General features: G+C 59.6%; 8 protein-coding genes. 2 read left to right on the forward strand and 6 right to left on the reverse strand.

All coding sequences use genetic code 11. The features are described 5' to 3' along the window. Window positions 1-296 precede the first annotated feature (296 nt). Window positions 297-3422, forward strand: coding sequence for a transglycosylase domain-containing protein (locus ABFB52_RS23590; protein ID WP_129974318.1), 3126 nt, complete (start codon window positions 297-299; stop codon window positions 3420-3422). Between the two features lie 283 nt (window positions 3423-3705). After that, window positions 3706-8625: an NEL-type E3 ubiquitin ligase domain-containing protein gene (locus ABFB52_RS23595; protein ID WP_346836107.1), complete on the forward strand. Its 4920-nt coding sequence runs from the start codon at window positions 3706-3708 to the stop codon at window positions 8623-8625. Window positions 8626-8667: 42 nt separating this feature from the next. Here the strand turns inward: ABFB52_RS23595 and ABFB52_RS23600 are convergent, their stop codons facing one another. The 6 genes from ABFB52_RS23600 to ABFB52_RS23625 are packed head-to-tail and all read right to left on the reverse strand — an operon-like array spanning window position 8668 to window position 15570. After that, window positions 8668-9918, reverse strand: a complete 1251-nt coding sequence (locus ABFB52_RS23600; protein ID WP_129974306.1) for a hypothetical protein — start codon at window positions 9916-9918, stop codon at window positions 8668-8670. A gap of 51 nt (window positions 9919-9969) precedes the next feature. Continuing rightward, complete coding sequence (locus tag ABFB52_RS23605; RefSeq protein WP_129974307.1) at window positions 9970-10473, reverse strand: CS1 type fimbrial major subunit; 504 nt, start codon at window positions 10471-10473, stop codon at window positions 9970-9972. A gap of 33 nt (window positions 10474-10506) precedes the next feature. Next, complete coding sequence (locus ABFB52_RS23610) at window positions 10507-11007, reverse strand: CS1 type fimbrial major subunit (protein WP_102687236.1); 501 nt, start codon at window positions 11005-11007, stop codon at window positions 10507-10509. A gap of 32 nt (window positions 11008-11039) precedes the next feature. Beyond that, a complete protein-coding gene (locus ABFB52_RS23615; protein WP_129974308.1) occupies window positions 11040-11783 on the reverse strand; it encodes a molecular chaperone in 744 nt (247 codons plus the stop codon). A 44-nt stretch (window positions 11784-11827) separates the two neighbouring features. After that, a complete protein-coding gene (locus tag ABFB52_RS23620) occupies window positions 11828-13045 on the reverse strand; it encodes a hypothetical protein (protein ID WP_305955764.1) in 1218 nt (405 codons plus the stop codon). 2 nt (window positions 13046-13047) lie between these two features. Further along, the gene (locus ABFB52_RS23625; RefSeq protein WP_129974309.1) at window positions 13048-15570 is read right to left on the reverse strand and encodes a CS1-pili formation C-terminal domain-containing protein; all 2523 of its coding nucleotides are present in this window, start codon (window positions 15568-15570) and stop codon (window positions 13048-13050) included. Window positions 15571-15645: the final 75 nt, after the last annotated feature.

Here is a 15645-nt window from a genome sequence, read left to right on the forward strand (position 1 = left end):
CGTGCAGTATAAAAAGCTTGCGACAGGTTTTTTCACTCTATAAGGCATCTGATTCAGACGTAAACCTCGTCAATTCACAGGTTTACGAGACAAACCATCCTGCATTTCGAGGATTATTCACCGCGCAAATGGGCGCCGAGTATTGCACAGCAATGGTGCAACGTCATGCCGCAACCGGGTTTGAAGATTTGTTCAGATGAAGCCGGCCACCGTTCTTCACAATTTTTTCACCGACGCCAACCACCGACTAAGCTTCAGTCAAGTCCGATCAATCTGCGTGAATGGATCAATCGACTATGGGCGCTTTGTGGCAAACCGATTCGAGTGAAAAAGTGGTTCCGACTGAACGTGTGGATGAAGCGCCTGTACCTGAAAAAACCCGTCGTAACCGGCATGGGTGGAAGGCTTTCTGGCTCCTGTTGGTGATCATTGCGATTGTCGTGGGCCTGGCTGCGATGAAGGAAATGCGCACCTCGCGTTTTCAGTCCCGGGAGGTCAGCCAGTACGCCGCCAAACTCAAGTACGAATTGCAACCGGGGCCCAGCGAAGCGATCCGCTATCCGGGCAACGGGCCATTCGACCTGCGTCTGGGCTATAGCTCGCTGGACGAATTCCTGCCGCGGCTGATCAAGCGCAACTACGTCATCACCGAGCAGACGCGCTTCTCCCCGGCCCTGCTCAACTACACCGACAAGGGCCTGTTCGTGCCCTACTCCGAAAAGATCCAGGCCGGGCTGTCGATCACCGATTGCCGCGCCGCGCCGCTGTATCAGTACAACTATCCGCAGCAGCTGTACGCAAGCTTCGACTCGATCCCGCCGGTGGTGGTCAACAGCCTGCTGTTCATCGAAAACCGCTTCCTGCTCGACCCCAGGCAACCGCTGGCCAACCCGGCGGTGGACTGGCCGCGCTTCGGCATGGCCGCGTGGTCGCAGGTTGCCAAGTTGCTGCACTTGCCAGGGCAGTCGGCCGGCGGCAGTACCCTGGCCACCCAGCTTGAGAAATACCGCCATTCACCCGATGGCCTGACGGTGTCCGGTGCGGAGAAGATCCGCCAGATGATTTCCGCCAGCGTGCGCGCCTATCAGGGCGGCCCGGACACCTTGCCGGCGCGGCAGAACATCATTCGTGACTACCTCAACAGCGTGCCGCTGTCGGCGGTGCCGGGGCATGGCGAAGTGCACGGCATGGCCGAGGGTCTGCGGGTCTGGTATGGCGCCGATTTCAATGAGGCCAACCGCAAACTATCCAGCTCAGCGACCGATCCGCAGTCCATGGCGGACAAAGGTCTGGCCCTGCGCGAGATGCTCTCGCTGATGATCGCCCAGCGCCGCCCTTCGCATTACCTGACCAAGGGCCGTGAAGAACTGGTCGAACTGACCAACAGCCACTTGCGCCTGCTCAAGCAGAACGGCGTGATCGACGCTGCCCTGGCCGATGCCGCGCTGGCCAGCACCATCAGCTACCGCGACTGGCAGACCCAGCCGACGATCCAGCCGATCGAAACCAACAAGGGCATCAGTGTCGCCCGCAGCCGGTTGGCATCGATGCTCAACCGTCCGCTGTACGACCTCGACCGTCTCGACCTGTCGGCCACCAGCACCCTGCAGGGCGAGCTGCAAACCCAGGCCACCGCCTACCTGAAAAAACTCGCCGACCCGGCCTACGCCACCGAAGTCGGCCTGATGGGCGAACGCCTGCTGACGCCCACCAGCACCACCCAGGTGCGCTACAGCTTCACCTTGTTCGAACTGACCCCGGACGGTTCACGTGTGCGGGTGCAGACCGATAGCACCGACCAGCCGTTCGACATCAACGAAGGCAGCAAACTGGAACTGGGCTCCACGGCAAAGATGCGGGTGCTGACCACCTACCTGCAAATCATCGCGGAGTTGCATGACAAGTACGGCGCCATGAGCGTGCCGGAACTGAAGAAAGTCGAGGTGCCGGATCAGGATCGTCTGAGCCAGTGGGTGATCGATTACCTGATCCAGAACAAGGATCACGACCTGTCGAAAATGCTCGGCGCCGCCCTCGACCGCAAATACTCGGCCAGCCCAGGTGAAGCGTTTTTCACCGGTGGCGGCCTGCACGTGTTCCATAACTTTCGCAAGGAAGACAACGGCCGCCTGCCGACCCTGCGCGATGCCCTGCGTGAATCGATCAACCTGCCGTTCATTCGCCTGATGCGCGATCTGGTGCGCTACACCACCTACTCCGGCCCGAACAACAGTGCGGAGTTGCTCAAGGACGATCGCGACCCGCGCCGTCAGGAATACCTCGCCTCGTTCGCCGACCGCGAAGGTACTTCGTTCCTGCTCAAGTTCTGGAAGAAGTACCGCAACAAGGACACCCAGGCCCGGCTCGACACCTTCCTCGACAGCATGCGCCCGACGCCGATCCGCATGGCCGCCGTGCACCGTTACCTGCTGCCCAACGCCAGCCAGGAAGACTTCAACACCTTTGTGCGCTCGCACCTCAAGGGCGTGAAGATCACCGAAAAACTCACCGACGAACGCCTGGAACGGCTCTACCTGGCCTACGGTCCCGGCACCTACGACCTGCCGGATCAGGGTTTCATCGCCAAGGTTCACCCACTGGACCTGTGGATGATCGGCTACCTGCTCAACCATCCCGACGCGACCTTCAAGGACATCGTCAAGGCCAGCCAGTTCGAGCGTCAGGAAGTCTACAGCTGGCTGTTCAAGAGCAAGCACAAGGGCGCCCGTGACAGCCGGATCCGCACGATGCTGGAGATCGAAGCGTTCCTCGAGATCCATCAGCGCTGGCAGAAAGTCGGCTATCCGTTCGATCACTTGGTGCCGTCGCTGGCCACCGCCATCGGCAGCTCCGGCGACCGCCCCGCTGCGCTGGCCGAGCTGATCGGCACCATTCTCAACGACGGCGTGCGTATGCCGACCCTGCGCATCGACAGCCTGCACTTTGCCGCCGGCACGCCTTACGAAACGAAACTGGTCAATGACCCTCACGTCGGCAAACGGGTGATGCCGTCCGAAGTCGCCACGGCAATGCGCGAAGCGTTGTCGCAAGTGGTGGACTCGGGGACCGCCAAACGTGTTTCCGGCAGTTTCAAATTGAACGATGGAACACCGTTGGTCATGGGCGGCAAGACCGGCACCGGAGACAACCGGATCGAAGCGATCGGCTCCGGCGGGCGGATTCTCAGCTCGAAATCGATCAACCGTACGGCCACCTTCGTGTTTTACATCGGTGACCACCATTTCGGCACGCTCACCGCGTTCGTGCCGGGGCGCTCGGCGGAGAACTTCAAGTTCACTTCTGCCCTGCCGGTGCAGGTTCTCAAGGGGATGGCACCGATTCTGATGCCGTATCTGCAACCGGGCAGTGATTCGCAGTGTCTGGCGCCGCAAACAGCGACTGTGGCATCGACCACTAACTGAACCTGTGAAGGGTAATAGTTATGTGTTTTATGCATTCCAATATTCAATAAATCAGACATTAACCCGACACTTCGGCAACAGGCTTTTAAACTAATTAATCCGCTCATTGGACGTTAGGCTGAGAATTCTTTACTTATTCAAGGCCTGCACAATGACTGCAACATCCACATATAAAGGGCAACATTACGACTTAATTAAATCGCGTATCGATCCGGTCTTCAGCGATATGCAGTTACACCGTGCCCATGCGCTAGGCAATACGCCCCTCCAGCTTGAATCCTGGATGACCGATGCGTCGGCCGGCGAGCTGGAACGCATGTCGGCCGATAACCGTCGGGCGTGGGGTGCACAGAACCGAATCGACCGCCTGCTCGGGCGTCTTCAGGATATCTACGCTTTCGCCGAGCCCTTGCTCAAGGCCAGGCTGCTCGAACAGTTCCAGATCGATGTCGACGTCAAGAATACCTATCTGAGGCTATACGCTTCGGCTCAGACGCCCTGGTACGTCCATAACTTCAACAAAGCCTCCAAAGCCAGAACGGTTTCGATGCTTGATGCGGCATTGCATAACTTCGCACACGACGAGCACTATCAAAACTATTCGACTTTCATTACCAAAACCGACGTCGCACGCGACTTGTTCGACTCCTCGCCGATCAACCGGACAATCAGCGTGAGTCAGTTTCAGACGTTGTGCCGGGAACTGGACCTTGGTGCGCGCTACAGGCGCCATCTCGAAACAGTCCTGCTGGACAAGGAACCGGTAGCAGAAACGTACCTGCGCACACGGGTCGAGCAAAGCCAAAAAGCGACGCTAAAGGCCGCTGCGCAGATGGCGCGGCTCAAAAAGGACATCGGTCACAGTGCCCATGCGCTGATCCGCGAAGTGTTGCTTGGCCGTCAGACTCTCACACTGGACGGCCAGCCGATGCTGGTTTGCGACCTGGGCATGATGGATCTGACTTTCACCGGCATCCTGATCATTCGGCCGGATCCGGAACAGGCGCCTCACTCACCGAAAATGATTGCCTATGTTCCCCACGACCCGGATCACCCGCTCAAGGAATACGCCTCGACCCTGGACTTCATGCAAGAGCTGACCCGGCAACTTCGGGCCAATGCGACATCACCCTCCTCCGGGCTCAGCTACCGGCAGTTTTTCAGCCAGTTTGTCGATCATGAACAGCGTGGGCATTTTTTTGCCGGGCTCGAACAACGTCTGAGCTACGTAAAATGGTATCCGCAAGAAGCGGGCGATTCGCGTCCATCATGGCGGGAAACACCGGTGGAGAAACCGCAACTGCAATTCAGCGCACCGCCGATCCGCTCGCCGCTGTGGAAGTACCTCTTCGAGCAGCGACTCAACAAGATTCTCAACGACGCACGCGTGATTGCAGTGGCGACCGCCGACGCCGACGACAAGGCACGCTGGGCCTGGTGGGAGAATGTCCTGAAGATTGCCGGCGACATTCTCAACGTGTCGTTGTTCGTCTTGATGCCGTTCGTGCCGTATCTGGGCGTTGCGATGCTGGTCTACACGGCGTTCCAGTTGACCAATGAAGTCATCGAAAGCGCAGTGGATCTTGGTTACAGAAACTGGGTCGAAGCGGCGGAGCATGTCGTAGGTATCGTCATCGATGTGGTGCAACTGGCGGCATTTGTCGTCGGGGGCCTGGCCGCCAAAAAAATTCTGAAACTCTCGCCACTGGTCGAAGGCATGAAACCGGTGACGGGACACGACGAAAAAATCCGCTTGTGGCACACCGACCTCACGCCATACGCGCAAACAGACACTGTTCCACCGCCGGCAGCGAAACCTTCTGCCTCCGGGCTGTATCGATTTGCGGGCAAAACCTTGCTGCCTCTCGACGGTCGGCATTACGCAGTGAAATTCGATCGCAGCAACGGCCGCCATCGCGTCCAGCATCCCACTCGCCCGCAGGCGTACGCACCACAATTGCGCCACAACGAACAGGGCGCGTGGGTACACGAGGGGGAAAAACCACAGGACTGGGACGGTTCGATTCTGATGCGCCGGTTGGGTCACAGCGTGGACGGCTACAGCGACACCGAACTGGAACACCTGCGCAGCATCAGCGGCACCTCGCCAGAATCACTGCGCCGGATGTATATGGACAACGCGCCGCCACCGGCACTGCTGGCCGATACCCTGACTCGTTTTCGGACGTGGGACGAAACCCGCAACGTCGGCCAGTTGATTCGCTCCGGACAACCACTGGCCCCGACCGCCTATTGGTTCAGCCGAATGGTCCCGGACATGCCAGGCTGGCCGGCCGACAAAGCGCTGAAGGTTTTTGAAAGCGCTGACTCGAACGGAAATTTTCACCTGTACGGCAACCCGCAAGCGACAGCCGGACAGACGCTGAGCATTGGCATGCCTGACCTGTTGGCTGGCAGGCTGCCGGAGCGGCTGACGGATTTTCTCGACGACGCCGAGATGCAGTCGTTGCTCGGCGGCAGCTACCCCAGAGCGCAACGGGCTCAGACACTGCGCAACCAACTGGCGGATGCAGTGGAGACGCGCACCCCGGAAATTTTCAACTATCAATATCAAGTCAATGATCACCTTGGCGATGCCCAGGTTCACTTGCTGCAACAACAGTTTCCACAGCTGCCCTCCCGGGTTGCCGAGGCGCTGCTGAAGGACGCGACACCGGCCGAGCAGACCATCATCCGCGAAGAACGACGTATCCCGCTGCGCCTGAAAGACCAGGCCCGGGAAAGTGCTTTTGAAGTCAGCGCGGCGCGTGCCACTGAAGGATTGTATGAGCCGGCATTACGATTGCCCGATACCGAGCGATTGATTCTTGGCGCCCTGAGGCAACGCACCGATGCCTTCGCTGATCTGCGCATTGAAGTACGTGAGCTTTTTCATGACGGCGCGCTTCGCTGCAGTGTCGGCAACGAAAAGGCCAGTACCGTGCGTGTACTGATCAGGGATCAGCGTGGCCGCTATGAAGTGCGCGATGACCGGGACAAAAGTCTGCATCCGCCTGCAGATCTGTATGAAGCCATTCTGCTGGCCGTGCCCGCCGACAAGCGGGCCGCGTTGGGCTACCGCCTCGGCCAGGGGCAATCGCTCAAACAGTGGGTGCAAGTCATGAGCGAACGTCCTGCCGAACGAAGGACATTGCTCGCACGGCCGCCCATCCGCCCTCGGGTTCCTCTGCAAACCGAGCTGCTGCTGCGCGGGCCGGGGCACTCGAAAACGGCACTGAGCGTAGAGGAGAAAGTCGCAAACCTCTATCCGCATTTCGATCAGGCCGAAGCACTCGCCTTCACCCGTTCCCTGCAAGCGAACGGTGATCCCCACTCACAGATCAAACTGCTGGAACAGCAGCTTCAACGGCTCAGGCAGACACTGGAAACCTGGCGTCAGCGCTATCTGACCGAGTGGGATCCTGAAAGTCCGGACAGCACTATCCCGCGCACTTACTGGGACTATCAACGGAACGGCGGACAGTTTCTCGCCGATCGTCTGCTGGAGTGTTTCGAACGCAAGTCCGAAGTATTCGGCGAGCGCAGTCTCAGCATGCAGGAAGGTTATCGGCTGGACCTGTCCAGCGAATGGCTGCCCAAGGATATCGAGCGTTGGTGGCGACAACTGCCGGAAGAACTCAAATCCTGGTTCGAACAGATCACGACCGTGAATCTGGACGGCTCGACGTTCTCCACCAGACCGAATGGTCTGCTGAAGGACTTGCGGCATATCCGCCAATTAAGTGCCAGAAACTGTGGGCTGAGTTCTCTGCCGGACACCATCGGCCATATGCAGCAACTGGAGACCCTGCGCCTTAACGACAACCAGATTCAACTGACCCCGAGCACCGCCGAACAACTGCGCAACATGACGCGCATGGAAACCCTCAGGCTCGATCACAATCCACTGGGCATTGCGCCGAATGTCGAGCGCATGCCCCGACTCAAGGTGCTGAGCCTGATCGACACCGGCCTCGAAGGCTGGCCATCGGGCTTGTTCGACAAGCCCCGGCCACGCGGCTTTTTTCTTGATCTGGGCGCCAACTCGCTCAAGCGCATCCCGAATGTACCGCTGGGCTCCGACAGCGCACGGTTGATTGCCCGCAGCCGCGTCTATGCCGACAGACTCTCTGACGCGGTGCGTGTCAGGTACGAGCAATACAGGACATCTGTCGGCATCCCTTCGCGCATGACTTATTCCCGGGCGGCGGAAGATCTGCTGGAACGCTGGCCCGTTTTCGTCGATACCTCGTTGCGCAATGAAACGGCCGGCGTTGGCACCTATCGGCCCGAAGCCTGGCACGAGCTCGCCGAGGAGCCGAATTCCGACGGTTTCTTCACGATCATCGAAGATCTTACCCACTCGGCCGACTACACAGCGGGTGGCAAAGCCAATGATCAACTGACCGACCGCGTGTGGCGGATGATCGGCGCCATGGACATCGACACGCCATTGCGCGAAGAGCTGTTCCTGATGTCGACCGATCCCGAAGGCTGCGCTGACGCCGGCGCACAGCTGTTCAACAACATGGGGGTCAAGACACTGGCCTCTGAAGCCTACTCATACTCGACCAACCGGGCAGAGCTTGAACGCAAACTGGTGACGCTGGCCAAAAGCGCATCGCGACTTGATCAGGTAGGCGAAATCGCCCGCGCCGACATTCGCACTCGCGGAGGCAATCCCGATGAAGTCGAAGTGCACCTGGCCTATGAAACCGGACTGGCGAAAAGTCTCGACTTGCCCTGGCAGTCTGAAGACATGATGTTTCGCCCCACCGCCGGCGTCGATAACCAGACGATCACCACCGCTCGCGATACCGTGCTCGAACGCGAGGCAGGCGACGGACTGGTCAACCAGATGATTGAACAGCCGTTCTGGGAACGCTATCTGCGCGACAACTGGCCGGGCGAAATCGAATCCAACAAGCGCATGCACCTGGAAAAATTCGACTGGCTGGATGACTTGCGAACAGCCCAGACACAGTGGGTGCAAGCGGCTGACCTGCCGTCGGCACAACGTGCAGTTCTCAAAAAGAACCTCACGGATCTGGCCGACAGACTGTCGGTGCCACACAAGGAAGTGCTCACCGGGCAAGCCATGAGCGATGCCACCTATGAGCGATTGCTGCGTGACATCGGCTACCAGGAAAAACAGTTGAGCCGACAGCTCACCCGCGAAGCCATGAGCCGGGCCGGGATCTGAGTACGGTGCCCTGAAGGTAAACCGTCAGGGCATTGCAACGTTCTAGACCTCCGAATCCCAGATCACCGTGACGTTGCCGACGTAGCGTTTGCCTTTCCCGGGCTGGAGCATCTGTTCGACATGGGCACCCGGAATCTCGAAGTGCAACGTGGCCGGCGCGCGTTGCATGAAGCGGGTCGGCTGGAACGCCATGGCATCGGGACTGTTGCTCAATGGACGGCGTTTGACCGGGTGGCCCGCCATGTCGGCAATGCTGTCGGGCAGGCTGACGCTCAGGAAAACCTGCGCGTCGGTCGCTCCGCTGACCGTGTCGCGCAATGCGCAGGAGCCGACGGCGGCGTACTCGCATTCGAAGTACATCTTGAAGCGTGAGGACGCCGAAATATTGAAGGTCTGGTCGCGAAACAACCGGGTCGGTTTACTGCCCTGCTGCAGCCAGGCTTGCCAGCCGCCCTGGGGTACCAGCGCAATTCTGTTGCCGCCGGGCGGGATATCGACCTTCAGCACATGTTGCACGTCGAGAAGAATCCGGAAAGTCAGGCTGGAGGTATCAGGCAACAGGTTGTTGCCGGCATCGATGTCCTGACCTGGACCCACACCATAGGTGAGCTCACCGGCGTAAATTCCCGCCGACATGCCCAGCGGGTTCGGTGTGCGAAGTTCATAGGCCACGTCGAGATAATCGTAAGTCATCCACGGGATTTCGAACGCGGACGGTTTGCTGCACACGACGTCGGACGGCGTGAACCAGAAAAACCGGTAAAACTCCGGTCCGTATGAGGCCATTGCCCCGTCTTCACAAGGTCTGGGCGCCCAGCCCCACCCCCTCCCGACCCAAAGCGCGTTATGTGACTCATATTCGCCCGAGACACCGGTCAGGTTACTTGCCGTATCGCTAAGGACATAACGCGAGCCAAATCCGCCGATCCGCACCTCTACCGTCTCGGCTTCACCGGTGACGATATTGCGCACCGTCAGGCCACGCCACTGCGCCGGCATCCTGAACATCGCGCCATCGCGCTCGGCGCTTTCCGGCCGAATGGCCTGCACCGAGGTGAAGCGCAGCGGCAGCGAAACCCCCATCAGGTTGTAGCGTCGGCAGTCATTGGGGTATTGGCCGCAGTAGCCGCTCTGCGGCGTCTGGTTGATGAATGCGTTGCTCTGCGGGTTGGCGGGATCGGGAACGTAGGTGGCGCGAATCTCCTGAGTGATTGCCAGCGCTGGCGCGGAAAAAATACTCCCGCAAAAGCAAAACGCACTGATCCTTGAGCACTTGCTTACAGCTGAAACCATTGGCTGTTTCCTTGCCTGTCAGGTCGGTTGTCCTTGTCCGGCGTGCGCTGTTCATCCTGTCGGCGCCGCCACGTTGAACACGATATTGACGGTGCCGTTGTATTCACCCGGCTTGTAGCCGCCCGGTTGCTCGCGGGGGACGATTTCCAGTTGCACGCGACTGCCCGCCATTGCTTCCTCGGCCGACACCACCTCCCGGGGCGTCGGGTCCTGAGTGAGATCCTTGCCGTTGAAACTGACATGCAACACGATGTTGTCGCGTGAATCGCCACCGGCGGTCAGGTAAGGGAAACTCTCGAGCCGCGCTTCAATGGCACTGCCGTCGGTTTTCACATCGAAGCTCTTGCGCAACCCGAGCAACGTCGAGCTGTGGATATCCCATGGCAGGGTCTGCTCGCGATGAATCCAGTCGGCTTCGCTGGGAATCACGTAGAAACCCAGGGTCGGGATGTCTACCGACACCTCGAAAGTATGTTTTTCCCGGGCGGCGAACACTGCCGGATGAACCGACGCCGGCAGGCCCAGGCACAGCGCGATAGCGACTTGCTTGATCATCTCAGGAACCTCTGCGTGGATGACGGTGCGCGATCAACTTCCCGGTGCCCGGGCGTTGAACAACAACATCACCGTGCCGTCGTACTCCCCCGGTTTGAATCCGCCGAGCGGTTTGATGGGGTCGATTTCCAGCAAAACCCGCTTGCCCGCTGCCGCCTCGGCCTGGGACAGCACTTCACGCGGGCGGGTGTCCTGACTCAACACCACACCGTTGAATTTCACATGCAACAGAATCTCCTCGCCCGTCCGGCCGTTGGACATCGAGCCCGTACGTTCCAGACGCGCTTCGATGGCACTGCTGTCGTGGCGCACGTCGAACGACTTGCGCAAGCCACGCAAGGTCGATGTGTTGTAGTCCCAGAGCAACCGCTGCGGGCGGTGAATCCAGTCGGACTCTGCCGGAATGATGTAAAAGGCGCGACTGGGGATGGTCAGAAACACCTCGAAGTTCAACTCCTCCCGAGCCGCCCAGCCCGGGACACTTGTCAGTGCGGTTAAAGCCATCAGCGCGGCAATGGCGCATTGCTTGTTCATGATCGATACCTGGCGCGTCATTGGTGCAGGCCTTAGCGGCGTGCCACCCTGAGGTCTTTCTTGTTATCGCCTTCAACCAGTTTGAAGCGGTATTCGCGACCGGCTTCCTTGTCGAATGCGAAGCTTTTGCCAGCCATGACGTGATGTTTGGTAGTCGCGCCGCAATCGCTTTCATCGCTCAGCGAACAGTTCTTGAACTCGTCGACCACCATCACCGTGTTGCCGTCGTTGCGGATCTCGTAACGCTCCGGGCTGTCGTTGATCACCGTGGCGAAACGCGCATCTTTGGGCCGCACGAAGAACACGATGCCGAAGCCCGTCATGACGTTGACCCCGGCCGACAGCGACTTTTTGTAGTCTTCGCGTTCATCCTGGGACACCACGAACTCATCTTCCTTTTCCGGCACCACCGGCACGAAGCGCACCCGGAAATAGCGCTCGCGATCCCGCTCTCCCATGTACAGCAAGCGCGTGCCCTGAACGCCCTGCGCCGGTACGATCAAACGCGCCGGGCTGGCCATCACGCCATTGCGCGAAGCGCCGTCATCCGCATTGGCGACGGGAATTTCCTGCGGCTTGCCATCGGCGTCATAAACGATTTCCAGCACGTTGATCTTGACGAACGCGGTGCTGTCACCGCTGTTGAAGACCCGTTTGAGATAGGTACTTTTGTCGCCGTCGAGATAGTCGTACACCGTGCCGACATTGATCTGTGGCCCGCCATGGGCCGTCATGCAGAACATCCCGGACAGCAACAGCAAAAACATTCGAGTCATGGAACTCAACCTCATGAAAATGAAAAATGACCTGCCCCGGAGTTTCATACTTCCGAGTCGAAAATGACGGTGACGTTGCCCCAAAGCGTGCCGTTCATGCCGGGCTTGAGCAGGGATTCGATCCAGCGCCGCGGAATCTGAAAGCGCAGGTTGCCGGGTTTGCGATCGACGTAGCGGGTGGGCTCGAACGGACCGAGCCAGGTGTTGTGCATCAACGTTCCGGACCAGCCGTCACTGTTACCCGGACCGACGATGCCTGCGGGTAGCGTGAGCCTGACCTCAAACTTGGAGAAGCCCACTTCATTGTTGCCAATGCCGCATTCAGACCCACCCAGTGAGTTACAGATCATCATCACCTTGAAGCGCGACGAGGCCGATATGTGAAACAGTTGATCGCGATAGATATCGGTGGGCATACGCCCCGTTTCGATCCAGCTGCGCCAGCCGCCGGGCGGCTCCATGGTGACCTTGTCGCCGCCCGGTGGCAGGCTGACTTTCAGTTCGTGCTGCACATCAAGCACAAAATCCAGAGTCAGGTTGGCGTCATCCGCCCGAAAGAAAGGCCCCATGTTGAAATCCGCGCTGCCGGGGCCGACGCTGTAGGGCAGTGAACCGGTGTACACACCGGTCGCCATGCTCAACGGATTGGGAGTACGCAATTCGTAGGCGATATCCAGATACTCGAATTCCATATGCCCGATGTCGAAGAGTGCCACCTTGTTACAGCTGCCCAGCACGGGGGTCTTCCAGAAAAACTGGTAAGTGGTGGCGCCCGGAAAGCCGACTCCGCTGTATTCGCATGGAGGCGCGGCATAAACCCACGAACTGCCCACCCACAATTTACGATGCGCCTCCGCTTCGTTTGGCTCGCCCGTGAGTTCGGTGACAGGCTTGCTCAAGCGATATCGCGAACCGATCCCGCTGATCCGAACCTCCACCGGATGAGTCTGCTGAGTCTGCTGATTGATGACATTCACGACTCGCCAATCCGCGGGCACCTTCACCCACACGCCATTGGTCGAAAACATAGGCGTGAACGTCGAGAAGCGGATCGGTACCCGGAGACTGAACATGCCCTGATGGGCGCACTCGTCCGGGTAATCTGCGCAATAACCGCTGTTCGGCGTCTTGTTGATGAAGACGTTCTTGCTTGGCTGTGTCGGATCCGGCTGAAACAGCGCGCGGATTTCCTGATTTGCCGCTTCGACCGGCGGCAGGCTCAGCGCAACGAACAAGCTCAAATATCTGGTCAGCTTTTTCACGCTCAGCCCGCCTTCTGATCGGTAATGGTTGTATCGGCCAGGGTGTCCGGCGTGCAACGCAGATCCCCGATCATCAACACGTTGTTTTCGCTGCGATGCTGATCGGCGTCGAGGCGGAACTGGCACAGCAGGCGGTTATCCTGGCGCACCTCGAGGGTTGGCGAACCGGCGTTCATTTCCATCGAGAAGAAGCCGTCGACTTCGGTGACCCCACGACTGGCGTGGTTGATCACGTGATGCCCCTTGAGCGGCTGGCCCTGTTCGTTGACCAGCCGTCCGAGCACGGTCAGGGTTTTCATCACGCGGATCTTGCGGTAGTCCACGCCGCCCTTGTTCAGGTGGTAACGGGTGCGCGCCGGTTCGATGGTGGCGGCGGGCACGTTGTTGCCCTCAAAGTCGAAGCTCACCGAGCTGTTCTGATAGGCAGTGATCGGGATGAAGTTGCGCCCCGGTTTCAGCGCGGCGCTGCCACCGCTGAAGTCGTCGGCGCGCAAGGCAATACCTTCGATATCCGACTCGACATCGACGATCATCCCCGCCCCGCGCATTTCGTACTCGCTGGTCATGAGCATCTGCTGACCACCGACCACCAGTGTGCTGTCGAGGTTAAGACCGCCGGTGAAATTGCCGTTGTAGGACGAGCGCTGGATGAAGCCGTCGCCGTTGACCGTATCGGTTCGAAAGTTGGCCAGGCCCGAAGCTCCGATGCCGTAGGTGTCGGTCAGCGCGGTGACCGAGACGTTCTGCAGCACGTGGCCTTTGAGGTCCTTGCGCCAGCCGATGGAGGCGTTGTTGTCGCGGCCGCCATCGCGGTCGGTGCGCGAACCGATGCTGCCGGTGATCTGCTCGCCGGGGGCGCCCAGTGCCATGTTGAGGCTCAAATCGACCCCGCGGTTACGCGCGTCGCCGCTACTGAAACTGCCCGGCCGGTCGAACAAGGACAGACGCCAGTTGGCGTCATTGCCGAACAGCTCGCTGCGCCGGGTCCAGCCCAGATCCACGCCGACGCCTTCAACATTGCCCTCGCTGTGGGAGACCCGTGCATTCAGCGAATTGCGACTGTTGAGCCGGTGGTTGAGCGCCAGCGACGAGTTGCTGGTTTCGCCGATGAACACATTGCGCTGGCGCACCCGGGTGCCGTCCGGCAGGGTTTCGTACTGGTCGGTGGTGTCGAGCCAGCTGCGGTTGTGGCTGATCACCAGGCTGCCGGAACCGTAGTTGTACAGGCTCTGCAAATCCAGACCGGTGCCGTGATCCTCGGTCTTGTAGACGTTGGCATACAGGCTGATGTGATTGGCCAGGGTCCAGTCGATGGACGTGCCGTATTGCAGCTTTTCGCGGATCTGCCGTGCCGACAGGCCAAGGATGACTCGCGGGTGCAACAGATAGTTGAGCGAGGCACCGGCGGTAGGACTGCCGCTGGATTGTTGATCCCAGTTGCTCAGCAGTTTCTTTTCTTCGCCGGCAAACAGGTTGTAGCGCCAGCGCTCGTCGAGGTTGCGCCAGTTGCTGGGCTTGTACACCAACTCCTGGGTGCTGGACGTGATCTGGCCGTCTTCGATCAGCCGTACCTCCACCTCGTAAATACCGCCGGGCAGCGGCCGGGTGTCGAGGGTCTGCAAACCGGCGGGTATCGATTGAGTGTTGATCAGCAGGCCATCGCGCCAGATCTCCACCGAGCCCTGGCGATTGGCGGTGACGTAGATCGGGTAGACGCTGGGCGCGGCGTTGTTGATAGCCAGGCTGTCGGAGCTGCCGTACATCACGCCGACGGCGGTATCAGGGCTGGTGCCAAACGTGCGCGGTTGGCGGGTCAGCCCTTCGGAATTGGGGGTGAAGTAGCCCAGGCGGAAGAAATTGCCTTGCAGTTCGCGCTGGGTGTAGAGCTCGTGGACGGCGTGATAGAGCTTCTCGTCCGGGCCGCCGAGGCGAGCCATTTGCATGTTGAAGGTCTGGCTCCAGTTGCCCAGGCTGCCGCTGGCTTCAAGGCCGAAACGCCCGCCCAGATCCTGATCCTGGCCGCCATTGAGGTTGAGCTGGTTGCGCACCATCAGTCCGCTGCTGCCACCTTCGGGTTGATCATAGAAACGCTTGGTTTCGAGGTCACGCTCGGCGTTCTCGGTGAGAATCGAGAGCAACGAATTTTCAAGGTTGTAATGCACCGCCAGCACCTGATCGGGGCACGAACCGGTGCACGCGCCCAACGGCACGCCGGGTTTGAGATAGGCCGCCCACTTTTCGCGTTCGGCGGGGGTGTAGCGGTTTTCGCTGGTGTCGGTGAATTCCAGCAAGGTCACGCGATCATCACGGGACAACACCACCATGGCCTCCCCCAGCGGTTGCTGATCGAGCTCGACCCGCACCGCCAGCGGCACATCGAAAAAGTGCTCTTCGAAATCCGCCGGCAAACCTTTGGCCTGCGCCAACAGACTGCGCGGAGTCGTGCCGGCGGGTTCGGAAGCGGCCGCTGCGCTGGCACAAAACAACAGCGCAAGCGCAGCCGCGATGGGTGTCATCGGGAACATGAACTCGTACTCTGATTTACAAAAGTTGAAGTCCGGCGGGACAGACAAGGCTGTTTATCCCGCCGGGGAACGCGA

Source organism: Pseudomonas sp. 9.2(2024), from assembly GCF_039695385.1.
Lineage (GTDB): Bacteria > Pseudomonadota > Gammaproteobacteria > Pseudomonadales > Pseudomonadaceae > Aquipseudomonas > Aquipseudomonas paraglycinae.

Bases quoted from the DNA above. Each gene is read 5' to 3' on its own strand.
- ABFB52_RS23610 (WP_102687236.1), bottom strand. From the start codon at position 11,007: ATGAACAAGCAATGCGCCATTGCCGCGCTGATGGCTTTAACCGCACTG.
- ABFB52_RS23600 (WP_129974306.1), bottom strand. From the start codon at position 9,918: ATGGTTTCAGCTGTAAGCAAGTGCTCAAGGATCAGTGCGTTTTGCTTT.
- ABFB52_RS23625 (WP_129974309.1), bottom strand. From the start codon at position 15,570: ATGTTCCCGATGACACCCATCGCGGCTGCGCTTGCGCTGTTGTTTTGT.
- ABFB52_RS23595 (WP_346836107.1), top strand. From the start codon at position 3,706: ATGACCGATGCGTCGGCCGGCGAGCTGGAACGCATGTCGGCCGATAAC.
- ABFB52_RS23605 (WP_129974307.1), bottom strand. From the start codon at position 10,473: ATGATCAAGCAAGTCGCTATCGCGCTGTGCCTGGGCCTGCCGGCGTCG.
- ABFB52_RS23615 (WP_129974308.1), bottom strand. From the start codon at position 11,783: ATGACTCGAATGTTTTTGCTGTTGCTGTCCGGGATGTTCTGCATGACG.
- ABFB52_RS23590 (WP_129974318.1), top strand. From the start codon at position 297: ATGGGCGCTTTGTGGCAAACCGATTCGAGTGAAAAAGTGGTTCCGACT.